This window comes from Limnovirga soli (genome assembly GCF_013106755.1).
Lineage (GTDB): Bacteria > Bacteroidota > Bacteroidia > Chitinophagales > Chitinophagaceae > Limnovirga > Limnovirga soli.
Window position 1 is genome coordinate 351,171 of record NZ_WHPF01000003.1, and the last position, 26,593, is coordinate 377,763.

General features: G+C 38.8%; 11 protein-coding genes. 6 read left to right on the top strand and 5 right to left on the bottom strand.

Going from position 1 to position 26,593, the window contains the following annotated elements:
* Nucleotides 1-31 precede the first annotated feature (31 nt).
* From GD597_RS05335 to GD597_RS05355, 5 genes are all read right to left on the bottom strand, one after another.
* Nucleotides 32-5,239: an nSTAND1 domain-containing NTPase gene (locus GD597_RS05335; protein ID WP_171606784.1), complete on the bottom strand. Its 5,208-nt coding sequence runs from the start codon at nt 5,237-5,239 to the stop codon at nt 32-34.
* Between the two features lie 222 nt (nt 5,240-5,461).
* Nucleotides 5,462-6,481 (bottom strand): DUF3500 domain-containing protein, encoded by a 1,020-nt coding sequence (locus GD597_RS05340; protein ID WP_216368514.1) that lies wholly within the window; start codon nt 6,479-6,481, stop codon nt 5,462-5,464.
* A gap of 122 nt (nt 6,482-6,603) precedes the next feature.
* Nucleotides 6,604-8,346, bottom strand: coding sequence for a DUF4838 domain-containing protein (locus tag GD597_RS05345; RefSeq protein ID WP_171606785.1), 1,743 nt, complete (start codon nt 8,344-8,346; stop codon nt 6,604-6,606).
* A gap of 156 nt (nt 8,347-8,502) precedes the next feature.
* The gene (locus tag GD597_RS05350) at nt 8,503-17,184 is read right to left on the bottom strand and encodes a glycoside hydrolase family 94 protein (RefSeq protein WP_171606786.1); all 8,682 of its coding nucleotides are present in this window, start codon (nt 17,182-17,184) and stop codon (nt 8,503-8,505) included.
* A gap of 558 nt (nt 17,185-17,742) precedes the next feature.
* Nucleotides 17,743-19,596: an alpha-1,3-galactosidase-related protein gene (locus tag GD597_RS05355; RefSeq protein ID WP_171606787.1), complete on the bottom strand. Its 1,854-nt coding sequence runs from the start codon at nt 19,594-19,596 to the stop codon at nt 17,743-17,745.
* A gap of 220 nt (nt 19,597-19,816) precedes the next feature.
* Between GD597_RS05355 and GD597_RS05360 the strand changes: the two genes are divergently transcribed.
* The 6 genes from GD597_RS05360 to GD597_RS05385 all read left to right on the top strand — a co-directional run bounded on the left by GD597_RS05360 (nt 19,817) and on the right by GD597_RS05385 (nt 26,588).
* Nucleotides 19,817-20,743 (top strand): dihydrodipicolinate synthase family protein, encoded by a 927-nt coding sequence (locus GD597_RS05360; protein WP_171606788.1) that lies wholly within the window; start codon nt 19,817-19,819, stop codon nt 20,741-20,743.
* 204 nt (nt 20,744-20,947) lie between these two features.
* A complete protein-coding gene (locus GD597_RS05365; protein WP_171606789.1) occupies nt 20,948-21,334 on the top strand; it encodes a Rid family detoxifying hydrolase in 387 nt (128 codons plus the stop codon).
* A gap of 34 nt (nt 21,335-21,368) precedes the next feature.
* Complete coding sequence (locus tag GD597_RS05370) at nt 21,369-22,790, top strand: neutral/alkaline non-lysosomal ceramidase N-terminal domain-containing protein (protein ID WP_171606790.1); 1,422 nt, start codon at nt 21,369-21,371, stop codon at nt 22,788-22,790.
* A gap of 216 nt (nt 22,791-23,006) precedes the next feature.
* On the top strand, nt 23,007-24,305 hold the full coding sequence (locus GD597_RS05375; protein ID WP_171606791.1) for an aspartate aminotransferase family protein: 1,299 nt from the start codon (nt 23,007-23,009) through the stop codon (nt 24,303-24,305).
* 12 nt (nt 24,306-24,317) lie between these two features.
* Nucleotides 24,318-25,565, top strand: coding sequence for a sugar MFS transporter (locus GD597_RS05380; protein WP_171606792.1), 1,248 nt, complete (start codon nt 24,318-24,320; stop codon nt 25,563-25,565).
* Between the two features lie 42 nt (nt 25,566-25,607).
* Nucleotides 25,608-26,588, top strand: coding sequence for a 3-hydroxyacyl-CoA dehydrogenase family protein (locus GD597_RS05385; RefSeq protein WP_171606793.1), 981 nt, complete (start codon nt 25,608-25,610; stop codon nt 26,586-26,588).
* Nucleotides 26,589-26,593 lie beyond the last annotated feature (5 nt).

Sequence of the window (26,593 nt, forward strand, 5' to 3'; positions counted from 1 at the left end):
TATTTGGTCTGGTGACGGGCTAATAATCGTTTTATTGCTTCAATTTGGCGGCCAAAGCAGGGTATATATTTGCCCATATATTAAATGTGCGATAAGTGCAATGTCGGTAATGATCTGCCGCCTGGGCCATATATTCTTTTTTTAGTTGCTGCCATTGCGATGGAGCAATATCTTCTATTTCACCGGTAGCAAGATTTAATTGCGAGCCTGATAATACCATGGCCTGTTTTTTATACAATGCGGCAGGCATATCCAAATCTGCACCAAATACCAAAGTGTTGTTCTCTTCATTTTGAAGATATGTTTGTTCGCCATTCGGGCTAAGATACAAGGATCCTGCACCATGGTAGTATTCTAATATTTTTTTGCCCTTACGTATGTCTATAAAAAAGAAACTGGTATCAGCATTCATGCATAGTACATTGGTATTGAATTTACAAAATTCTAAGTTTATAGAAGTAGTACTTATTTTAAATGTTTTGCCATATTGGGGTAATACACTGTCTTTATTATTTAAATTTGTAAGGCTATAAATTTTTAATGCAATGGATAAATTATTCATGGTTATTCTTAACTGATTTAAAGGTACCACTGTGAAATATTTGCTGTCGGGGCTAAAAACGTTCATGGTACCCCCATTGTGATTTATAATATCTGCTGATGGATTTATTTTCCATGTTTTTCCGGTACTGGTATTATACATTCGGCCTTTATAATCATTAGCTGTAGCGTTGGTTGCAAAATAGATCCATTCGCCGTCGGGACTTATGGTCCACTCATTGCCTTCTCCTGTTGCATAAAAATCAAAATCTTTTTCTGGTGTTGCAATAAAATGGCTGATTTCGTTATTATTGCTTATTTTATAAATGGTAGCTATTTTATCATCTTGTACAATAAACCACTTGCCATTATCTGCTATTTTAATTAGATTAGTATTAGGTAAATTTACTATAGCCTTCCGATTATCAGGGTTCTTAATATCCCATAGCTGAACCAAACTGTCTTTTGTAGATACCAGTAAGTATCTGTCTTCATTCATTAAATAAGTGAGATTTATTTTTTTTGTACTATCGAATAGCTTTATTGGGTTCCAGTCAGGAGCCTTTCTTGTATATATCGTTCCGTTTTCTAAAGAATAAATTAATTCTTTAGCATCTGTACTTAGCTTTATATCAAAATAATTTACACTATCCTCCAGTACAATTATACTATCTCTTTCAAAATCTAATATATAGTGTTGTTTTACACTAGAATTTGCATAATATATATATGGTGCATCTGGCTTTTCCAGATAAAAAGAATGCCAGTATTTATCTTGAGTTAGTAAACCTTTTTGTAACTGAGGGTTTGCACTATTAATATGTAATGGTTTAAAAATTGAATTTGCTTTGTTATAATCCCAAATCAGCATTGTATTACTATCCTTTAAAGTTAATTTTTGATTTTGAGACAAATTATTTTCTGCATATACTTTTAAATCTTTTAGTTTATGGTTATTGTGCTCAGGTAATAAGTGATACTGTAAAACCTTATTGCCATTAAATGTAATTATCGACTTTCCATCATTGCTAAATTTAAATTCGTTGCCGTTAAAAACCAACGGTCCATAGCCGTAATTATATGTAAATTCACTTGGGTTGTTCAAGTTGTTACCACAGCCGAGGAATTTGCCGGCCGTATTAAATATGTTAATAATGCCTTTGTCGTTAAGTACCAAAACATGGTAATTGTCAGGACTCAAAAAAGCAACTGCATTTTGGCCGGTTTTAAAATATCCGGATAGATGCTGGCGAGTATTGGCATCAAAAATGGCAATGCCGTTATTAGTTGATAATAATACAGAATCGCTATTTCCAATAAAAGCCCCCTTTTGAATATAGCCGGTATTAGGTGGGAAGCTTGTTGTGGTTAAATTTTTTCTGTTAAAAACAATTGCTTGCGTATCGAGATAAGAGACTATAATTTTTTGTTGATTATAGCTGTACGTATAAAAAAATGAAAGAAATTCCTTTTGTGATATTTTTGTGTTTGTAGTGTATTTACCATCGGATAATTTAAGCCATTGTTTTGTAACACTGCCGTTTAAGCCAGTAGTAAATATAGAAGCCGAGGATTTACTTCCTATGTTTTGTGTGTAACCTGATCCCGAAGTAATAATAGAATTGGCATCTTCACTAATTTCAATATGGGTTAACGGAATTATTGTACTATCAGCTACATATTGCTCACCTATACCTACGAGTGTTTGGGTGTATTTATTTTTAGCTTGTTTCCAAATGTACAAACTGCCACTCTGTGCTTCTCCTATAACCGTGCTATTGTCTGCGCAAAAACTGGCACCGGATACATTTATATTTTTACTGATGGCGATTTTTTTTAAGCCAGCAATTGTGATAATATTTAATTGTCCGTTTTCAATAACCAATATTTGTTTGCTGTCTTTACTAAATAAAGCAGTAGAAACATTGTCTAATTTAAACACTGGGATAGTTGATATGCTATCTGCCATAGCATCCCATATTTGTAAAAGAGCATCATTGCTAATGGTTGTCAGCCACTTGCCATCCCCGCTTATTTGTGCTTCAATAATATTATTTTTTGTAGTGTAAACGTTTTGCAAGACCATCATGGGTATGGCATTGGCAGTGGATAAAAGCAATTCTTTTCTGTTAGGATCGTCATTTAATGTTTGCATGGCTTCTGAAGTATAGAGCAGTGATTTTAGAAAATCATTTTGCTCTGCCGCATTCATACCTTGATCCCAATAGGTTTGCGCCAGCTTATCCTGAATATCGTTGTTTTTTGCTTCAATATTTTTATTCTGAAAAAAGAATACTACCGAGATAATCAGTGAGGCCGCAAAAGCAATTGTTATAAGTGTATTCCTGATAACCTTATTTCTTTTTTTAGCTTTATCAGAAGCATGGATAAACGCCTCTTCAATGGTATTCATGCTTAAATCAGTACCCTGTAATTTTAACACCTGTTGCAGGCGATAATCCTTAATCCATAGCAGGTCTTTTTTATCCTTTGGGTTGGCAAAAAAGTATTGCCGCGCCAGTTCAGCTACCTGTCTTAATAACACTACTTTATCCTGGTTGGTAATTCTTTGTTCTTCTAGAATAGTTTCCTGACCTTCTTTTTTCTTCAGGGCTTTGGTAAGCTCAGGCCAGGAGCGTAGCAATGCTTCATGGGCGGGTTCTATGTATTCATTGCCCTGTTCATCCTTATCTGATTTTAGCAGTCGGGCATTGATGAGCCCTTCGCACATATCGGTAATGGTTGTTGTTGTCTGGTTATCCGCAAAATCCAGCTCGTTTATTTCCTGATTATTGAGCGTGTATTTTTTATACAACCTGCGTTTGGTAATTTCTGCCCCTTCAAAAGAGATCATCCGGAAGATGAGCTGCATTAACAATTTTTGCTTTACTGATGCTATTGCAGGTGAGGTTGTATTATTAGTTGCATCTGCATATTTTCTGTATTCAATATCTGCCAGTTCTTCAATAATGCCTTTGATGCCTTTAAAGCTATTGTATTCTTTTTCTGTCAGGTATTCAATATTGCCATTGGCATCGCTGTCTCTTTTATCAAACAATCTGCTTAATGCCAATGATAACAGTGGCAAAGAATCGGGATAGGCATACGCTTCATCTATAATGCGGTTGGTGAATATATCGTCGGCTTCACTTGCGCCGGATTCAGATTTAAATTCCAACGCCTGTTGCCCTGCTACCCCAGTAACAATTTCTTTGATATCATCCCTGGTAAATGGTGGAATAGGAAATGGATAAAATGTTGCAGACTGCCCAATCAGCGGTGATTGTTTAAACTGTATCTCAAAATCAGAACGGAGGGTAACAATGATTTTATGTGTTGCTGAAAGCATTACCAATGCTTGTTCAAATTGATGCCGTTCATTTTCATCGGTGCAGTTGGTTACCAGTTCTTCATATTGGTCAACAAAAAGATAGATAGGAACAGCACTGTTTTTTATTTCTTCCAAAGTGAGTTTGTGATCAGTATAAGGTCTGGCACCCGGTTTTACTTTTTTTACGATGTCCTCATTACAGGCAGAGAGTATACCAGCCATTACCAGTGATGATTTACCAATACCTGAGCGACCTGTAACTGCAATAACATGGTTATTGTTTACCACAGATGTAAGTCCGGGAAAAGCGATATTGCCCTCCTTCCATCCATCCAATACCCGTTGTCTGCCAAAGAAAATATTTCTGTCTTTGGTGGAGTAGGCAGCCAGGCCTTTGTATGGATTAGCCCTATTTTTTCCAAAGCGTACGAGTATCCTTTTTGGTTGTTGTGGATTTAAGAAAATAAATTCGCCTTTGGTATTATCGCCAATATTCCAAACGGCTGGAATTTGTTTTAGCTGCAGGTTGTTCAGGTTTTCTTTAAGATACATTCCCAATTCAGTAACCGTAATAAGACCATCAGATCTGTCTGAAACGGTTCCATAATCTGCATTGCCAGAGGATAATGCTGTTATAAGTGTTTGTGCAAATGGAGAGTTGGGTAAGCCTGATTCTCCTCTGGTACCAAAAGCATCGAGTGCCTGTTGATCTGCCGATGTGGATGTAATTACCTGCCTTACTGAATTAGTAGTAAACTGCAAGAATTTCTGATAATAGATGGTAGTGGGTTTGCCGGTATATAAACTTCTTTTTGTGTCGGCCCATCTGAAAGCGCCGGCATAACAGCAATCCAGGATGATTAACAGGTGCCTGCATTTCAATTTGGAGAGGGCATCATGTATATCACTCATTTTTACATAGGTAGATTGATTGCCCAGTTGTGCATCTGTAGGAATGAGGAAACCTGCTGGTTTTTCATCCACCTCTGTATTTTCTGCAATACCATGGCCAGCAAAGTATACAATCACCCGGCTATCTTCCCCGCATGTAATATTGGTTACAAAATCGAGTACCTGTTGTTTGGTGGGGTTAAGTAATGGGTTGGGTAAACTGGTGGCTGGCTGTTTATTTTGCAGCACCACCTCTTTAACGGTAAAGCCATGTTTGTTTTTATCTTCCAGCACAGATTTAAGGCTATTGATATCATTTTCGGGGCTATTAAGTGTATGGATTCTTTCATCGTTAAACTTGCTGATGCCAATAAAGTAGGCATAACTACCCTCTTCGAACCATTGATCGAAATTGATGAATTCTACTACATCATTATTGTCGTTAGCATCGGTTATATTACTATCTGCAATGGGCATGGATAATGTAGGTTTGTAAATGGTACTGATGTTGCAAAATACATATCTGCGCAGTTAAGCAAACATGTTGATTTAAAAATATCTCTTTTAAAGGTTTTGTCAAAATATTAGTTGGTTTGTATATCTGTTGATTGATGCCATGAAACCAGAACCCTGCAGTGTGCGACGCAAGAGCAGCTTAATAGATATTCTATTGCCGGGCTAATAATATTGCTATAGATTTTAATGACTGCTTTTGTAATGTGCCATTAATTGATCTCCTCCAAAATCGTTTTTAAGATCGCGGATTACTGAATGAATATGGTTGCCATTGTTTTGGGTGTTATCGTATTCTATCAGAATGGTTGGTCCCTGAATGCGGTAATATTTGGGATGACCAGGGCCATTTTCTTTACTGCCGGCCCATGCAAACTGGAGTTGATTAAGGCCTGCTTTTTCTATGTCTTTCATCATACTGGCAGCGAATAAATGCGTATAGCGGTGAATGTATACGCTAAGTAATTGCATAAATATTTTTTGTTGCTCTTTGCTCATATTGGCATAGCTAAGGCCTTGTGGGTGGGCAATCATCGCCACCCTGTTATTATAGGTAAGTATATCGCCGGGGGCAATGCTATCTATAATGGTCTGTTGCAGCTGTGAGCTGTTCAAGGATTGTAAAAGCGTTAGTGCCAATGCTGTTTCTTCCTTTAATATTTCTGTTCCTTTTTCGGGGCCATTTAGTACAAGTGCAGGGTTGGCGCCGAAAAAACCGGGGGTGCCTGATACCAGCCGGTTTGATGCAGAACAAAAGCTAAAGGAAAGGTGATGCCCATCAATACGCCAACCCCATATATCGGTAGCAGAGGGTTGGCCAAAGATGGTAAAAAAATATTTTCCAGTATCTCTGTAGTTGTCATTGGCAGCCCTGTTTTCAATTTGTTTTAATACTTTTTCCAAACCCATGATGGCATTGGCTTTTGCGTAACCCTCTGTACTAAATGCGGTTTTCATAAGATCAATAGCTGCTTGTTTTTGCAGGCCATTCATTTCATTTATGGATAAACCTTTTCTATCGTCTTTGGGTACAAAATGCCAGGTATATCTTTCTGAAGAATCAAAGGGGTACATGGTTTTGTTTCTTTGCGCATCGGTAAGCAATTGCAGAAAATTGGCTGCCGCTTGATACATATTGTTTTGTGCAGCACATACACCAGTAATTAACATAACTGTACACAACAGCAGAAGCAATTTTATTCTCATGGCACAAGCATTTGATAGATAACGAATATAACTAAAACATTTTTATGATTTACAACAATTCAGCTATACGGTTTAATAAGAAAGCAGGTAGTTGTAACCAAAAAAATAGGTGTTAAATATTTTTATTGGGCATTGATGGCATTCAGATAATTGGTATAATAATCTGCCGTGGTACTTCTTAATTCGTTTAAGTAAATAATATTTGCCTGTTTGGTTTTGGCATAAAATGCTTCCAGCAATTCGGTATATTGGGTTGTGTTAAATCTGCCCATTTTTTTTAACTCGCTAAATTGCGTTTTTTTTATTTCCAGTTCCGCAAATAATACGGGCAGGTATTCCTGTAGTATGCGATTTTGATACTCCGTACCAGCTGTAGCAATTAGTGCTTTATTGAAAATGTTTTTATAAGTAGCAATATGATCAGGCGACAAATAACTATTCCTGGCTTCAACAGGAGAACCGCCGGAGCGCAGTGGAACAGGGTGTGCAGTTGCATGCTTATTTATCAACTGAATATATTGGTTGATATAAACGGCACCGGTTTTGCCATAATAGCCCTTTATAAAATCCTGCATGGTACTTTGTATGTTGATATTTTTATTCCACATTAAATGTGCTACCAAATAACAACGCAGGTCCGAAAACTCTCCGGGCATATCGCCAATACCCTGATCGAAAAGATAACTGGCCCTATTGGCGGCAAAGTATTGTATATCCGGCTGTATGGTATACAAATTGGGGAATGGGCTAACTGCATTTGAAAATTGTACCAGATAATTCCAGATAAAAACATGGTTGCTTATAGCTGTCCATTTTTTAAAATTGCTGTTAAAAGTGGCTGTTACCTGTTTGTTCACCGGCACCCTTCTTTCCTGATTAGCAGTGCAAAGCATAATCATCACATTGGATAAGGGCCATATTATAGCAGGTGGAGTTTCAGAATATTGGTAGGCCAGTGTAGTAATTATTTTATCAGGAAACTGCGCTGCCACTTTGTTTACAAATGTAAGTAAACTGCCTTGCTGACTGCCTTCTGCTGCATCTGCCTTTTTACAGTTTTCGCAGGTGCAAAAATCAACGTTGTCGTTTTGGCTTACACTCCAGTATTTGGCACCCGGGTTGGCTGCCATCATTTGCCGCAGGTTGTTAATTACCAGGGCCAATACGGTGTTATTGGTAAGGCATAATTGCTGTGTACTGCGTTTGCCGTTTACCAGTGAAAAATATTCCGGATAGGTATCAAAATATTTTTTTGCCGGCACCAGTTTTTCAAATGAGTGTACCCACAGTCCCCAGTCTTCCAGCCACTGATTCATTTTATGAAAGTCACAAAAGTTATTTTTAAAAGATCCTTCAAAATAGGTCATACGAAATACAAATGAAGGCAATTGCTTTTTATTGATGGTTGCGGGTAAGGTTATTGTTTTTAGTTTTGGAATATAGGTAACATTTGAAGTATACATTCGGCAACCCAAATACGTTTCAATAAAGCTGTAAACGCTATACAACACGCCTTTTCGAGGACCACCTGAAAGAAAGATGCTATTGTTGATTTTTCTTATAACGATACCATCACTACCCAAACCGGCTATTTCTTTTTCGCTAATAAATTTGTTTCGGCCAATAATAATTTGTGCACTCGCCGTAGCACTCAAATTAGCATCAATGGTTAATTTAAAACCAGATATTTTTTCAACATATTGCTGCAATAGCGTTGCAGCTTCCTGTTCAATTGTTGTGGCATTTTCAGGTATAACAATATGATACGTCGATTTACCATTCGTTACCAAATTTAGTTTTTGCTGGGCCGCCAATTGCAGGCTAATCAAAACCATGCAGGTAAACAGGTAAAGTTTTTTAAACATCCAAACACTATTTATTTCAAATATACTTCAAACAGTAGTAAGTATATTTTTTGGCCCGGCAATAGAATGTTTATTAAGCTTTTCTTGCGTCGCACACTTGTACTGCAACAAGTTTAGCAACATATTGCAAACGCAATAATCATAAGCAGTGCATCCTTATCTTGGTAATAACACTTCCACCATATGTTCTATCGTATCATCATTTAAGGTAATTACGGCATTAGCTTGCAGCACTCCATCCACTATTATTTCCATGCTTTCAATTTGTGAATCTTTTGTAATCGCAATATGGTACATGGTATTCATATACCTGTAATGTACTTTATACAATTCCCAATCTTTAGGTATGCATGGCATTAGGGTTAATTCATTCCCCGATTTTTGTATACCAAGAAACGATTCTGTAATAAGCCTGTACATCCAGCCTGCAGAGCCTGTGTACCATGTCCAGCCACCACGTCCGGCATGCTGATTACCAGCATATACATCAGCTGCTATCACATAAGGTTCTACTTTGTAAATACCTATATCCTTTGCTGTTTTGCCATGGTTAATGGGGTTAATCATTTGTAATAATTCCCACACCCTTTCGTTATTATTTAGTTTGGCAAAAGCCATAATCATCCATATGGCTGCATGTGTGTATTGTCCGCCATTTTCTCTAATGCCTGGCACATAACCTTTTATATAACCTGGATTAAGTGCCGATTTGTCGAATGACGGTTCCAAAAGCTTAATGATACCTGTTTCTTTTTCAACAAGTTTGTTATAGGCAGATTCCATCGCGATATTCATTCGGTCACTGGTACCTGCGCCAGACAAAACCGACCAACTTTGAGCAATTGAATCAATTTTGCATTCCTCATTTACAATTGAACCTAGAGGTGTTCCATCATCAAACCAGGCACGCTTATACCAGTCGCCATCCCAGGCATGATTTTCAATGTTTTGTTTAAGTATGGCTGCTTCACTTTGGCATGTTCCAGCAAAGCTGGTATCGTTATTTATTACCGCAGTGTGCGAAAACTGCATTAGAATTTCATATAAAAAAAATGCCATCCAAACGCTTTCTCCTTTACCTCCTTCACCTACTTTGTCAAAGCCGTCATTCCAATCTCCCCCGCCAATAAGTGGCAAGCCATGTACACCATAATTAAATGCATGTTTAATGGCAAGCACACAATGGTCGTAAATACTAGCCGATCTGTCTGATACAATTGGAAGGTCAAAATAGGAATGCTCTTCCTGATTTAGCATTCGTCCGTCCAGAAAGGAAGCCGACTCATTCAAAATGCTGTTATCCCCCGTATGCGAAATATAAAGGGATGTTACAAATGGCAACCATAAAAAATCATCAGTAATCCTGGTACGCACCCCACGACCAATAGGTGGATGCCACCAATGCTGTACATCTCCTTCTTTAAACTGGTGCTGCGCACAGCGTATAATTTGTTTTCGGGCCAGTTGCGGTGCGGCATGAAGCAGGGATAATACATCCTGTAATTGGTCTCTAAAGCCAAAAGCACCACCGGATTGGTAAAACCCGCTTCTGCCCCATAGCCTGGATGAAATTGTTTGGTAAGTTAGCCAACCGTTCGTAATAATATTTATAGCAGTATCAGGTGTTTCTACCTGTACCGTACCAACTATGCTGGCCCAATATTTTTTTACTTTTTCAAAAGCGTTTTGGGCTATGGTTGCTCCCTGAAATTGCCTAACCAGGGAACTGGTGCTATTGTTATCCTTTCCTGCACCCAGCCTGAAGACAATTTCCTGTTCTTCTCCAGACAATAAATCAATGGGTACTTGTATAGCGGAACATGGATCTAACGCAAGTCCTACTTTCCCGGAAAGCTTAATGCGTCGCATCGCATCAGGATTTCTCAAAGATCCATTCCTGCCAATAAATTCTGAACGGTCAGCAGTGTAAGTTTTTTTTATATAGTCAACATCAAAAAATGCTACCCTTTTAGAAAACTCTGTGCTATATGGATTTTTGGCAAACAATGCGCCACTATCGGCATCTATTTCAGTATGAATATGCATGGCGGTTTTGGTGCTTGTATCACCAAGCACCCATTCGGTATAACCAGTTGCACTTAATTTACGTGGCCTGCCCGATTGGTTACGTATTTTCAGAATAGTAAATTTCACAGCCTCTTCTATATCAACAAATACGCACATTTCTGTGTAAATCCCGGCTTCTAAATGTTCAAATATGCTATAGCCAAAACCATGTCTTGTAATATAAAGTGAAGACCCTCCTGCCGGTAATAAAGTAGTTGTCCAATAATGACCTGTTTCTTCATCTCTGAGATAAAATACTTCACCACCCTTATCACTTACAGGATCATTATGCCATGGAGTAAGCCTTAATTCATGTGCGTTTTCTGTCCAGGTATAGGCACTCCCACTTTCTGAAACTACTGTTCCAAAATCAGGATTTGCCAATACGTTTACCCAGGGAGCAGGTGTTGTTTTTTTATTATTTATGCCAATGATATATTCGCTCCCATCTGGTGAAAATCCACCAAAATCATTTAAAAATACAAGGTCATCCGGCAAACTAAGAGTTTCTAAAGATGGCTCATACTTTTTAAGTGCTACTGCATATGGTATGGCAACTCTGGCAAGTTGCTTGCGTTTAACATGGTCTGCCAGTGTGCCTCCATTATCAGAAATATTTATTCGGGCAACCGTTTCAAATAAAATTCGGTCCTCATTTGAGATTTGATCAGATGCTCTTACAAAAATACCACCAGGTCTGTCTTTTAATTCCACAGGAATGAGTGCGCCTATTTCGTTTTGAAAAATTTGCCTGTAACCACTGTGTTCTTCGTTCCAGATTACTAAATCAACCTGAAGCCCCTTTAAACGCCAATAAGCATGGGCCTGCACCATTTGTATTACCAATTGCATATTTACCTGCTTCGCAATCTTTAACAATACAATCGGAAGATCTCCTGAAATTGAATAACCCCATAGTCCAGACTGTTGTCTGTGATTGTTAATTAGGATTGCAGGTTCAGCTCTCAAAGAGGCATTGGTAAATAATATTGAACTTGCCAAACGGCCATATAATTGGGCATCTGCTTCAGAGGCATTTATTTGTCTTAGTACTACCTGACTATGCGTCCACGCCATTTCAAAAACACGGTCTTTATGTGGTTTGTTGTCCTGATACTTGTTTATCAGGCCCTGGCAACCTTCTCTGGTTTCTGCTATCCCTGTTACCAGGTCAATAGCAACTGATTCATCAGGGGCAAGGCTTATCCGGTATCTAATTGCTGCAATTGGGTCTAATACGGAGCCCTGACTGCCTGATAATTTGTCCAGGTTTTTCATTGCTTGGGGGTGCTGACTTGTATTTCCCCGGCCAATAAATTTCATCCGGTCAGTCTCATAAGATATTTCCTCTGCGTGTTTCCCTTCCATAGACAACAAATGAAACATCCATGGCGCTTTTTCTTCTACTGATCTTGGTCTTCTTGTACATAGGATGGTATGTTGGGAAGGTAATATTTCTGTTTGTACAAATAAGTTACTGAAAGCGGGTTGAATAATATCTGATGCAGCAGGAGCAATTACCAATTCTGCATAACTTGTAATGGCTATTGTTTTGCGTATATTGGAACAATTGGTAATAGTAACCCTGCGCATTTCAATATCATCTTCTGGCGAAACAACAATCTCCGTATGACATTCAATTTCATTAGATAAGGTGTGAAAATCAACACGACTTTGCGAAAATGCTGCTTCATATTTTTCCCCTTTTTTAAGGGTTGGCTGATGCATATTCGACCAATATTTCCCTGTTTCCAAATCCTGCAAATAACAAAATGTACCCCAGTTGTCTTGAGTACAGTCCTCACGCCAACGTGTAACTGCAAGCTCTTTCCATCGGCTATAGCCTCCTCCAGCATTTGTAACCATTACATGGTATCTTCCGTTTGAAAGGAGTTGTACTTCCGGCAGTGGCGTATCTGCGGTATTCATTACAAGTGTTTCACTTCCAATTGACAGATAACTGATATCTGCAATATCCGTTGTATGTGAATGGAAAATAGTGGATGTAGGAATTCTTTCCTGTAATAATAAAAGTATGGCCCTGAATTGTGGCTCGGACTCAAATAATTTTTGTAAAGGTTTATTCAAAAGCAGATTGGCAAGTGATAGCAGCGTCATTCCCTGATGATGTGCCATAAAGGAATAAATAATTGCATTTGATTGTCCTCGCTGCTGCCGGGAGGGTGTATAGTCAATAGCTTCGTAAAATCCATACCGGCCTTCAAAACCTTTTTGGGTAAGCAATTCTAAATTTTCACAAGCTTTTTTAGGCGATACCATCAATGCTAGTGCAGATGCATATGGTGCAATGACAAAATCTTCTTCAAGCCCCCTCTTCAATCCCAATCCTGGCGCACCAAATGCCCTGTATTGATATTCGGAATTAGCATTTACCATATTGTAGCCCGACTCTGAAATACCCCAGGGTTTCCCCATTTTTTTGCCATATCTAATCTGCCAGTCAACAGCTGCTTTACAGGTTTGATCTAATAATGTATTTTCAAAACTAGGCATTACCAAAAGCGGCATCAGGTATTCAAACATTGACCCACTCCAGGAAAGTAATATAGGATTTCTCCCTGCATTGGTTAGTAATCTTCCTAATGAAAACCAGCTTTTTTCTGGTAGTTTACCTTGTGCAATTCCTATATAGGTGCATAAGCGGGCTTCCGAAGCCAGTAGGTCGTAAAAGCCAGTCTCAGTATGATGGTCCTGTACATTGTATCCAATTGTAAAAAGATTGGATGTTTTATCATATAAAAAATCCCATTCAACCCCAGACATTTCCTCACATTGTTGCAACAAAAATTCAATCGATTGGCTATTTTCATTCGCCAGTGCAATTGTATTTGCTATTGCAACTTCTAAAAGGGTTAACCATTCATTTTCTGTGTTTGTATTCTTATCCCTGACTTGAGAGAGTACTTTTTTTTGCAATTCATGAGCCGAACTTGTAAGGGTAAATAAAGTCGAGTTATCATGGTTGTCATCAAATGAAGCGAATTTCTGTGGAGCATCTTTTAAAATAAACCATGGGTTATACATTTCAAGTTCTTTATTAATGCTTTCAAATTTTTTTAGCATCTGTACATTCCACCAGTATGTTTCACTTTCAGGTTTAATATTTATTTTTTCAATTGCATCAGAGTAATGTAATGCCAGCAGGGTTACCTGCAACTTTGTTTCATCACAATTAAATACATTTCCTTTACAGATACTATCTATATCTTTTCTAAAATCTGTAAGAAATCCTATATCCTTTTCATCCAAAGTGTCTGTTAATACAAGTAGTGTATCTCTAATCCCTTTAAATATATTAACACCAGTAATTTTTTGATTTGGTAAGGATATAATACCTTGTTTTAGTACCATTAAATGGCCAATTAGGTTGCCGCTATCCACTGTAGAAATATATTTTGGCTGTAATGGAGTGAGTGTTTCAATATTGTACCAATTATAGAAATGCCCTTTAAAGCGTTCCATTTTAGTCATTGATTGTAGAGTATCTTTTGTCCGTTGTATAAAACTTGAAATAGATATATATCCAAATTCATAAGCGGTTAGGTTAGATAGCAAAGCAATGCCAATATTAGTAGGCGATGTTCTGTTGGCAAGGATGGCAATGGGTTGTTGCTGAAAATTATCTGGTGGTAACCAATTACCAGTTTCCTTAACAAAAGAATCAAAAAAGCCCCAGGTTTTACGGGCTATTTTATGTAGGAAATTGGTTTGTTCATCTGTAATAATTGCTACTTGTTTTTCCAAAGGCTTGCTGATCCACCAGGTAATAAATGGGGCAATGAACCATAATAATAAAACGGGTAGTGCTACAATTAGGTTTGAAGGAAGGTAAATTAATAAAAATGTAAACAAGGCAATGCTCAAAAATGGGGATACCCACATGGTATAATAAGATGCAGAAAAAGGTAAGATATTAGTAAATATATTGTTTGAAAATGGATGCCATTCAAGCATTTTTTTACGTGTAAACAGCATTCTCCAGATGGTAACAAATATAGCCTTGCAATTTGCATATGCTTCATAAGGAAAGCAGATGAAATTGAAAAGTGTTTTTCCCGAAATGTCAATAATTCTGCGAAAAGAGTTCTTTAAATGGTTTAATAAAATAATGTCTTTTGGCTTTTTTATGGTATCCCACGCAGAAGAAATAAATATTGGAATAAGAATTATTGAAGTTACTAAAATGGTCCAAAACAAAGTGGAAGTTAATACCATCCAGCCCGAAAGCATAAGACCGGTAAGCGCTAAGGGAATTAGGCTGCGTCTGATATTATCAAAAATTTTCCAGCGTGATAATGCTGATAATGGGTTTTTATGCGAATGTTTATCCGAACCGGGAACAAAAGGAAACATCCAGCTTAATATCTGCCAGTCTCCGCGCACCCATCTTATATTTCTGGTCATATCCGAACGGTAGGTAGCAGGATATTTTTCAAATAACTGTACATCGCTAACCAGTCCTGAACGCAAATAGCACCCTTCAAGTAAATCATGACTTAAAATACTGTTTTCAGCAAATTTTCCATCTAATACAGTCCTGAAAATATCTATTTCGTAAATACCTTTTCCAATAAAGGAACCCTCTGAAAATAAATCCTGGTAAACATCCGAGGATGCTCTTGTGTAAGGATCTATACCAGCTTCATTTCCATGCATACGTGTAAACAGCGAGCCATCGTTATCAGGTAGGCTAACAGTAACCCTGGGTTGAAGTATGCCATAACCCTTTGTTATCCGCTTCTTGTTTGGGTTATACCATGCCCTGTTTAAAGGGTGGGCCATGGTGCCTATTAATTTCCATGCCGTATCAAGTGGTAAATGCGTATCAGCATCCAGTGTTATTACAAATCTTATCAGTGGAAAAACTGATTGGTCGCCAATAATAAAAGAAAAACATTCTTTTGAACTTCCTCTTAGCAGTCCATTTAAGTCTGATATTTTGCCCCGCTTTCTTTCATATCCCATCCATGTATTCTGCTGCGGGTTCCATTTTCTTGGACGGTGAAAAAGATAGAATAAATCGTTTTCTTCCCTTTGATATTTTTTATTTAAAGCTAATATTCCCTCGCTTACTTTAGTTAAAAATATACTATCCTCATCTAGTATTTCCTGAGAGGCATCTGTAAAATCAGTTAGTAAACCAAAATGCAAATGTTTATTCCTGTTTGCCAAAAATCTTATTTCCAAAGCCTCTAATAAGTTCTCTATTTCTCCTTTATTGATCAGCATTACAGGTATAACCACCAAGGTGCGATAAGCGGACGGTATTTCTATAGAGAAATCCATTCTAGGCAACAAGTAGGGCTTTACCAGTAAAGTAGAGAAAAAATTGGTAACAGAAATGGCCAGCTGGCTGGCACAAAGCAACGCGAAAATAACTATAACCCCTAGTAGCCAAAACTGATTGGTTTCTGCACTTGCCTTTTTTAAGATCAGTGCACTTATTGCAATGGTTATAACTATAATTGAAGTTAAGTACACAAAAAAATTATGTCTTTGAAATGCCTGTTTTATCTTCTTCAAAAAAGGAGCCCGGAAATTGGCCATTTTTTTTGTTGCCGCAACGCCTTCACCTATCAGGTAATAGCCTACATGCGACGCATATTCTTCGTCTTCATTTTTTACAATATGCTCCTGCATAAGTTGTATGGCAATGCAAGCCACTTCAAATTCGCTTGAGGTGCTTTTTTTGGCAATATTTTCCACAATATGGCGGTAGCGGTCACGGGTGGCAAAATCCATTAAGCTGTAAATGCCATTATTGTCCTCTCTCAGTTTTTTTTCAACAATACTGTGGTTTTCTACAAAATCCCTCCAGTCCATAGCGCCCAATAAACGCAGGCTGCCAATGCTATTACTTATCGATACCTGGTTAGCTGCCTGTTTTTGATTTTCCGCATTAATCAATTCATTGCTGGTTAATCCAGTTTCTGATAATTGCTGCTCAACCCAATTAAGTGCCAATGCCAGTCCGGGGCCCTTACCCCTAAATTGCCTTGTTAACTCAGAAACAAATGCACTTGAAATGGGTGGATTTGATCTTGACATATCTGCAATAACCAGTATTAAATTTTTTGGGTCTTTCTCAGCAGTTTCAATCATTTTTAGGGCCCAATAATCTGCCAGGTTTCTATCCACCCTGTCTATGGCAATTCTTGCAGAAACACGCCTTATGTTCTCTATAAGTGCTAACCGCAACATAATAGGTATTGCCCATAATTCGCCCAATAACAAATTGGTAACGGTTTGATAGGATTTTATAAAACCACCCAATCTTTCCATATCTATTCTGCCATCGCTGTGAGATATGATTTGCAGCACTATATCATAAATGCGTATTTCACCGGGAGATATATTGTTTAAAAGCTGTGGTAGTGTCTCACTGTAATTTTTGGGAAAATGCGTTTTTGCTATTCGAATGTGCTCCTCTATCAGGTAATAATTATCTATCAGCCATTCTCCGGCAGGTGTTACATGGTACTTTCTTTTAATTGAATCGTTCAGTAGTTTGCGCACTTCATCCAATATGATTTCGTTTTCTGCCAGCCTGCCTAATAAATGATTTTTTAAAGGATTAGTGTTTAACTGATGTGTGCCTGCTAATGCTATACCAAATCTATCCATCTGATCGGAGCTGTATAATTCGGCCCGCAATGGTTCTTCGTTTAAATAACTACGTTCAAGATTGGTTGTTTGAAAATAGCTTCGCATGTTTGCAATTATCTCGTGGGCAGAAGGTATAAGTTTCATAGTTGTATTCATTTAAGCAAAAGTTCATTCTGCCCGGTATAATTTTTTGTATGCCTGGCGCAATACCTTTTTTGCAATTGTTGGCTGTTTCTAATTAGTTTCTACTTGCAAGGATTTAGTTGCTTGCCAAATAAAATATGTAGGTATATTAAAGGCCAGGATTTTGCAGTTACCTTAATAAAGCTGCCAATAATTACTACAGTACAAGAGTGCGACGCAAGTAAAGCCTGATATGTATATATATATGCCGGGCTACAAAAAAATGCACTACAGCAAAACTCAGGTTGATTACCTGTTTTTTTAAAGCTAAAGGTGGGTGCTTTAACACATTAAATTGTTACACTATTTTGCGAAATAGTTACATCATTTACATATTTTGACTGTCGCCAATTTTTGTTGGTGTATTTGCTGCTTTATTGCAGTTGCATAATGGAATAAATAAGTAAAAGTGTTGGGCCCGGCAATGGCTATCATGGCATCGCCGCTTGCGTCGCACACTGCAGGGTTCGGGGCTATGCGCAACAAAGAAATGCAGCTGCAATTTTTTACGTATGTGCATTATCGCTGTTCAACGGCCAGTGATTTGGCAGGCTGAATGCTAATATCTTTTATGGTCATTTTTTGCAGTAAAATATTCTTACCCAATACATTTCCGTTTAGCTGATTATTGGCAATGGTTACTTTTTTACACGCCAGCAAACTAAACATATTTTTATTGGGGTGAAACGGAGTGAACCGATTACTACGGGTTATGGTATTATTGGAAAAGGTCAGGCCTTCTACGGATTTGGCATATAATACCGGATAATCATATGGATTAAACTGGTTATTGGTTATCACAATGTTTCTATGAAAGGGTGTGTTTTTATCTATAACCGGAATTTCCGGATCAATACTAATAATGGCTTCACAAAACTGGTACATAGAAGTTAAACAGGCATCCTTAAATACATTACGTTGTATCAGTACATCTTTCACTGCTCCGGTTTCAAACCATTGGTTGGCATCGCCTGCAATTAAAATTGCTGATCCGCTTGATTCAAAAATATTATCCTCAACTATTACTCTGCCTGGTGTGGAAATAAGTATCCCACGTGCCCGGTTAACACCAAATACAGAATTGCGGATGGTAATATGGGGTGTCCAGCTAATATTTTCCAATGCATCTTTTACAGCAATTCCATCAGCAATATTTTCTATAAAGCGGATAATAAAATCGGTAGTGTTTAATGCCGTAAATGAAGCTACAATACCATATGTTTTTGTTTGCATGCTGGTATGATTAATAAAGCCAACAGTATCGCCGGCTTGTGCCCACACCATGCCAATACTTTGTTCATGCATAAAACGGCAAAGCAATTCGGTAGCCGATTTTTTTTCTATGATTTGTACAGCAGTGCCATGCACATTAATAGGGTCGTCCATCAAACCTGTAAAAGAACAATGGTCTATCAATATCTGCCCCTTGCAATTTGAAAAATGGCAGCCATCATCATGCCCACTAAAATAGCGGCCTTTTGCTGCATTGGGTACTACCTGTATATTGCTGTAATCCAGGTTTTCTGAGTATTGCGCTAATATGCCTAACCCAGCTGTTTGAAACAGGTAAATATTAGCTAGACGTATGTTTTTGCTTTGGGTTATAAAAATGCCGGCATGATCTCTTTCGTTGTGCCGCATTACCAGTATGTTGCCAATGGCTGGCTTGCGTGTAAAGTTATAGTTTAACCTTATGGTATTGGCTGAAAGTTGAATAGCGGTATATTGTTCCCATTTGTTGCCCAGCACGCCATCATCTCCGGTTTGAGGTGCAATCATATGGCTGCTTTTTTCAAATTCCATACAACCCCACCATTGGCTTTTCCAACCCTCGCCGGTAAAGAATAATTTGCCTTTTTCAATTATAAAAGGGTAGGCGGTACTATCTATTTGCAGGTCAATATAATGTGTGCTGGTATCTTTTACACTAGCTTGTGCAGTAAGTGGAATATCCCAGTCTATCTGAACATTTTTAATGGTAATATCCTGGCTTTGGTCAATTGTAAAGGGCTGCACCCTGTCGTGATATATAAAATCAGATCCGTTGGCATCAATGGTTAAATTGTTAAATCCGTATATCCAAATAGGGCAACGTTTGGGATTTATTTCGGTAGTATTCGATTCAAAATATTCTTTTTCAATGCTGTATTGCGGCCAAAAATCGTAACGGCCTTTTTCAAAGAAAAGTATGGGGTTCTTTTTGGTGCGGCAACTATCCAGTGCAGTCTGTATTATTTTTACTGCATTTTCACGTGTATTAGGCATTAACCCAAATGATTTTACAAAAACGGTATCTCCGGCAGCAGCAAATAATGCAGTTGGTAAAAGCACTATTAACAACGGGGCTAGTATGCAGGCAATAATTTTTTTCATAGTAAAGTTGTAGCTAAAATTAAGTAAGCTAAACGGCAAGCCATTGCAATGTTAAATAATTACTGGTTTTGAATAGTAAAAGTATTTTGGCAAACCGTTTTGAATGGCTTTCAGCTTGACTACCATGGTCTGGATAATTTCCGGGGCATAATCTGGCCAAAATAATACATCTTTATAGGAATAATTTTCCACTTAAACTGAAGGTCCAGAACATATTTTTATGAAGAACCATATACCACTATCCGGGGTAGTGCCCATAATTCCTACTCCATTTTTAGCAGATGAAACCATAGATGAGCCAGCCTTATGCAGATTAATTGATTTTGCTGTTGATGCAGGCTTGCAAGCTGTTTGTTTGCCTGCCTATGCCAGTGAATTTTATAAACTGAGTGACGAAGAAAAATTAAAGGTAGTAAGCATTGCAGTGCAGCAGTCGGCAGGGCGTATTCAAATAATGGCGCAATCTAATAGCCCATCGTTAAAAATTGCCATTCAACTGGCGCAGGCCAATATTGCAGCCGGTGCTGATATTATTTCTCTTGCCGTTCCCCGCATATTTAGTTTGCCTGAAGCCTCCATTAAAAAATACCTCTCCCAGTTTTTTGCTGCAATACCAGCTACGCCGGTATTAATTCAGGATTTTAATCCGGGTGGCGCTTCATTAAGCGTGGCTTTAATAAACGAATTAAGAAAAGAACATCCCAACTTTAAATACCTGAAACTGGAAGAGCCATTATGTGCGGTAAAGTTTGAGGAAATTATTGCTGCCACTGAGGGAGCGGTTGGTGTGTTTGAAGGCTGGGGTGGTTTGTATACTATGGAGCTGATACCTATTGGCATAAGTGGTATTATGCCGGGTTTGGGTGTGTCAGATATTTTACAAAAGATTTTTACCCTACGCAAAAATGGCGAAACGAATAAAGCTTTTGAGTTATTTGAACGGGTGATGCCGCAAATATTTTTCTCCCTGCAAAACATGGAATTGTTTCATTATGCTGAAAAGGAATTATTGATGGCACGTGGTATTCTTGATAACAGTATTGCCCGGCAGGCAGCGTATACACCTGAAGCTTCCAGCGTGCAGTATATTCAAGAACTGAACCAACGTGTTGTACAATTGGTGGCCGATATGAAAACAAGGTATTAACTAAGTGTATTTTTTGCTGAGACAAACGATAGCGTACAAGAGTGCGACGCAAGGATGCTGCCGGTTCTTGCTACTGTTGGGTACAAAAACCACTACTTGGTAGAATTGAATGTTGATTAAGTGGAATAGTGTAATTATTTGAAAAATGGCTTCGATACTTTTGAAAGAACCAATACTTTTTATTAATAAAATAAAATTTGCTGTATGAGTAAAATTAAAATTGTACATCCCGACAGAGATCCGGCTTTTGTTACAGGTGCCTACTCAGATGGTGTTTTGGTAGATGGCTTTTTGTTTGTGAGCGGACAGGCATCCGTAGATTTTACTACCTCCACTTTTGTGCTGGGTACAATTGAAGAAGAAACCACCCGCACGCTAAATAATATTAAGGCTATTATTGAAGCTGCCGGTGCTAGTATGAATGATGTAGTGAAGTGTACCGTGCATTTGGCAAACATTAATGATTTTGACAGGTATAATGCCGTTTATGCCTCTTATTTTACCGGAGTAAAACCTGCCAGAACCACCGTACAATCTGTATTGGCCGAAAGCATTAAGGTAGAAATTGATGCCATCGTAAAAATGCCCTGACGCTAATTTTTTCATCATTGTTAATATTAATCGCATGTTTATAAGAACAAAACATCCACTTGCTTTGCTGTTGTTTTTTGCAATGGGTTTTAGCCATAACATAGTAAATGCCCAGCAGGTAAAATCAACCTTATTAATTGGCATTGCCGAAGTAAATTATACGCCCACTGTTGGCCTTGATATGGCAGGCAATTACAGAGGTAATGATTATGCCAGCCGCGGCGTGCATGATTCTTTATATGCCAAGGCCCTGGTTGCGGCCAATCAAAAAGGAGAGAAGGTGGCGTTGCTTACGGTAGATATTTGTTTTATTCCCAAAGAAACCATTGAAATGATGCGGGCCTATATAGCCGGCAAAACAACCATTAAGGCCGCTAATATTATGATTATGGCAACGCATACCCATAGCGGTCCGGTGGCCGATTTAAATGCGCCTAAGGTAAAAGAGTTTCTTGCAAAAGCGGCCAGTGCAGTGGTGGCTGCAGATAAAAGTTTACAGCCTTCTGTATTATCTGTAGGGCGTTCTGCCGAAAACAGGATATCGCATAACCGCCGCTTGAAATGCATTGATGGCACCACACATATGTGCTGGGAAAAATTTACCCCCGGTTTTGTAATAGAACCTTGGGGGCCCATAGACCCCGAAGTAATCACCCTTTCTGTGGCACAAAATGGCAAACAAAAAGGGGCCATTGTAAACTTTGCCTGCCATGCCACTACCTTAACAGGTAATAATTGGTTGTATACGGCCGATTATCCGGGATACATGGCCGAAGCAATTAAAAAAGTAAAAGGCAATGGCTTTATGCCATTGTTTTTTAATGGCTGTTGCGGCAATGTAACACAGGTAGATTACAAAGTGGGTTTTCCTGATACTTACCAGGAATGCCAGCGAATTGGGTATATGTTGGGTGTGGCTGCTTTGCAAGCTATTAGCAACGAAAAACCTGTATCAAGCGATATTTTAAAAGTCTCCAAAGAAATGGTGCCGGTAAAACATTTGAGTATTACAAATGACCAATTTAACTGGGCACAGGCGGTAATGAAAAAAGTGGAAAAAGAGGGAATGCCACCTGCACAGGCCGATGGTATTCCGGATGCACAATATGCCAAAGATTGGTTGGCCATGCGCCGCACACAAAATGAAGTAGATAGTTTAGAAGTAATGGTTGTGCGTATTGGGGATGCCGCTTTTGTGGGTTTGCCTGGCGAAATGTTTACCGAGTTTGGAATGGATATTAAAGCTCAGTCGCCTTGTAAGAATACCATGGTAATGGGTTTAACCAACGATGAAAGGGGCTATTTCCCTACCAAAGTTTCGTTTACTCAGGGGCCAAAAGGATTTACGCCCATGATTACCGGTTACGAAACCACGCCAGGCACTACCAAATACGAAATTGGGTCGGGCGAAATGCTGGCAGCATCGGCCATTAAGCAATTAAAAGCCTTGTTTTAATAAAGTTGTTTTTTAACTCGGCAGCAGTACTGCTATGTATCGTCTCTTGCGTCGCACTCTTGTGCTGTAGCAACTACCCGCAGCTGCTAACAGCCAACGGCTAATAGCTAACAGCTCAGTCAGGTTCAGAAAGCACAAGAGTGCGACGCAAGTAAAGCCTCATGTGTGGTATTTTGCCGGGTAAAAAATGGCTGCTATAACAACAAAAAAAATTAAATGTATACATACGAAGCATCCGCAAAACTGCTGGAACGTGCCAAACAGTCTTTGGCTGGTGGCGTTTCATCAGAGTTTAGAAAATACAACCATCCGCATGCCATTTTTTATACGCATGCCAACGGTAGTCGTATTTACGATGTTGATGGAAATGAATATATTGATTTTACATTAAGTCAGGGCCCCATGCTGGTTGGGCATAACCACCCGCATGTGGTAAAAAGGGTAGAAGAATATGCCAAAAATGGACAGCTATATGCAGGCCAGCATGTACTGGAAATTGAGCTGGCAGAAAAATTGCAACAGATAATACCCTGTGCCGAGTTAATGCGTTTTTGTTTGGACGGATCTGAAGCAGTACAAACCGCTTTTAGGGTGGCAAGGGCAAAAACCGGTAAACCCAAATTTATACGTTTTGAAGGACATTACCATGGCTGGCTGGATAATGTGGCCTGGGGCTTGTCAACCCCATCCATTGATGATTTGGGTAGTAGGGAGCATCCCAATGTTTTTCCCTGGACGGCAGGCTTGCCGGCACATACAGCCGATGATTTTATTACCCTGCCCTGGAATGATGCAACACTACTGCGGCAAACCATTCAGGAAAAGCACCATGAAATAGCCGCAATTATTACTGAACCCATCATGTGTAATAATGGCTGTATTTTACCAATTAAAGGCTACCTGCAGGAAATGCGGGAGTTATGCAGTCAATACGATATTGCATTAATTTTTGATGAGGTAATTACCGGTTTTAGAACCGCATTGGGTGGTGCACAAAGCTATTTTAATATTGTGCCCGATTTGGCCATATTTGCAAAAGCCATGGCAAGTGGCTATCCCATTTCTGCGATTGTAGGTAAACGGGATTGGATGCAGCTGATTGCCAATGGTACGGTAATACATGCAGGCACCATGAATAGTAGTAATTCTACTATTGCAGCAGCCATTGGCACACTGGAAGTATTAGAAGCAGGTAATTGTATTGAACATATATATACCCTTGGCCAGCAACTAATGGAAGGATTAAGGGACATTGCTAAAAACACCAACAATAATATACTTGTACAGGGGCTGGGACCCATGTTACATACAGGTTTTACTCAACTGCCTGCAGTAAAAGATTTTAGGGATGTGCTTACCTATGATAAGGTAAAGCTGGGTAAATTTATAGCCGGCATGCACGATAATGGTATACGGGTTATTGGTCGTGGTTTATGGTATATTTCTGCAGCACACACTACAGCTGATATTGAGCAAGCGCTTACTGTAGCATCCACAATTTTAAAACAAATCTAGCCCCCGAAACATATGAACCATCAAAGAAAATATTTTCTGCCGCTGCTTATGATTGGGCTGTTGTTTGGTGTATTTGGTTTTGCTGCCTGGTTAAATAGTTTGTTAATACCTTATTTTCAAATTACGTTGCAGTTAAACAATGTACAAACCACCCTTGTTACTTTTTCTTTTTTTATTGCTTATGTAGTCATGGCATTACCCTCTTCTTGGGTGTTAAAAAAAATAGGGTTTAAAAAGGGTATTTTTTTAGGGCTGGTAATAATGGCAATTGGTACAGTGTTGTTTATTCCGGCGGCATATACAAGGGCTTATTGGCTATTTTTATGCGGATTGTTTTTAATGGGTACCGGGCAAGCCCTATTACAAACTGCTGCCAACCCTTATGTAACCATATTGGGCCCAATTGAAAGTGCCGGGCAGCGAAATAGTATAATGGGTGTATTTAATAAACTGGCAGGTATTGTTAGTCAGCGCCTCTTAGGGCCTATTTTATTGTTGAATGCCGATGCCATTATGAATAGCATTACCACCATGGGGGATGCAGAAAAAATAGCAGCGCTGAATAGTATGTCATTAAGGGTAGTAAACCCATATATTGTAATTACTATCCTTTTGCTGGTTATGGCGGTAATTATGTGGGTAGTAGCATTGCCCGAAGTACATGAAGAAGAAACCAATGCCGAAGCTACCGGTGTGGCGCATACCAGTATATGGATGTTCCCCAATTTAATACTTGGGGTGTTGGCACTTTTTTGTGCGGAGGGAACTGAGTCTATTACCAGTTATTATATTATTCCCTACGGTCAAAGCATGGGTTTTGCCACCGCAGATGCACAGGTTTTTGTAGATTATATTATTTATGCCATGCTGGCCGGATATGTTGCAGGCATTGTGCTAATTCCTACTTATATAAAGCAGGCAAAAGCCCTGGCTGCCTGTGCCTTTTTAGGTATTTGCTTTTCGCTGGGGGCCATTTTTACCAGTGGGTTTACATCGGTTTTGTTTGTAATTGCCATGGGCTTTTGTAATGCCTTAAACTGGCCATGTATTTGGCCACTGGCTTTAGATGGTGTAGGTAAATTTACAAAAACTGCCGCGGCTTTTTTAATAATGGCAATTGCCGGCGATGCCATTTTCCCCATATTGTATGCTCAGCTAAATACACAGTTAGGGCCGCATGCCGGAATTGTTTTATTAATGGCATTATACATTACCATACTTTTTTATGCAGCTATCTGGCATAAAAAGAAAGTATGGTAAACTCTATTCACAAAATGGTACTATCACAAAAAATATAATGATATGGCTAATACAAACATAAAAGAAGTAGGTGTAATTGGACTGGGTTTAATGGGCAGCAGCATTGTTGCAGCCATGTTAATGAGTGGTTATAAAGTAATTGCATTGGCGCCGCTGCCGGCCGATATGGAAAAAGCTCCAGGCCATATTGCACATGCCTTGCAAGAGTCATTTAAACAAGGGATACATTCCCATGATGTGGATGAGTTATTGCAAAATATTGTATACACCAGTAACTATGCAGATCTGCATAATTCTATGCTGATACTGGAATGTGTTATTGAAAATGTAGATATAAAAAGACAGGTATATGCTTTAATTGAAGCCGTCGTAACACAAGAAACTATTATTACTACCAATACCTCGGCCATACCCATTACCATTTTACAGGAAACCTTAGAGCACCCTCAAAGATTTTTGGGTATGCATTGGGCCGAACCTGCTTTTACTACGCCTTTTCTGGAAATTATCTGCGGGCCGCAAACAGAGTTGTCTATTGGTGAAACTTTGTATGCTATTGCTGAAACCTGGGGCAAAGAGCCCACTTTGTTGCGTAAAGATATTCGCGGGTTTATTACCAACCGCTTAATGTATGCTATGTACAGGGAAGGGTTTAACCTGGTAGAAAATGGCTATGCCAGTATTGAAGATGTAGACAGAGCCTGCCGCAACGATGCCGGCCATTGGATGAGTTTTTGCGGACTTTTTAGGTATATGGATCTTACCGGTTTGCAGGCTTATTACCATGTAATGAAGGATTTGTTCCCAACACTTTCTAACCAAACAACTACGCCGCAATTAATAGAAAATATTGCACAACAGGGGGGTAATGGTATTACCAACGGATTGGGCTTTTACAAATACACCAAAGAAGAAGCTGCCGAATGGGAAAGGGCTTTTGAGGAGTTTTCATATGATATAAATAACCTGTCCAGAAAATATCCTGTTAACCTGGTTGAACAAAGACTAAAAAATAAACAATAACAGTT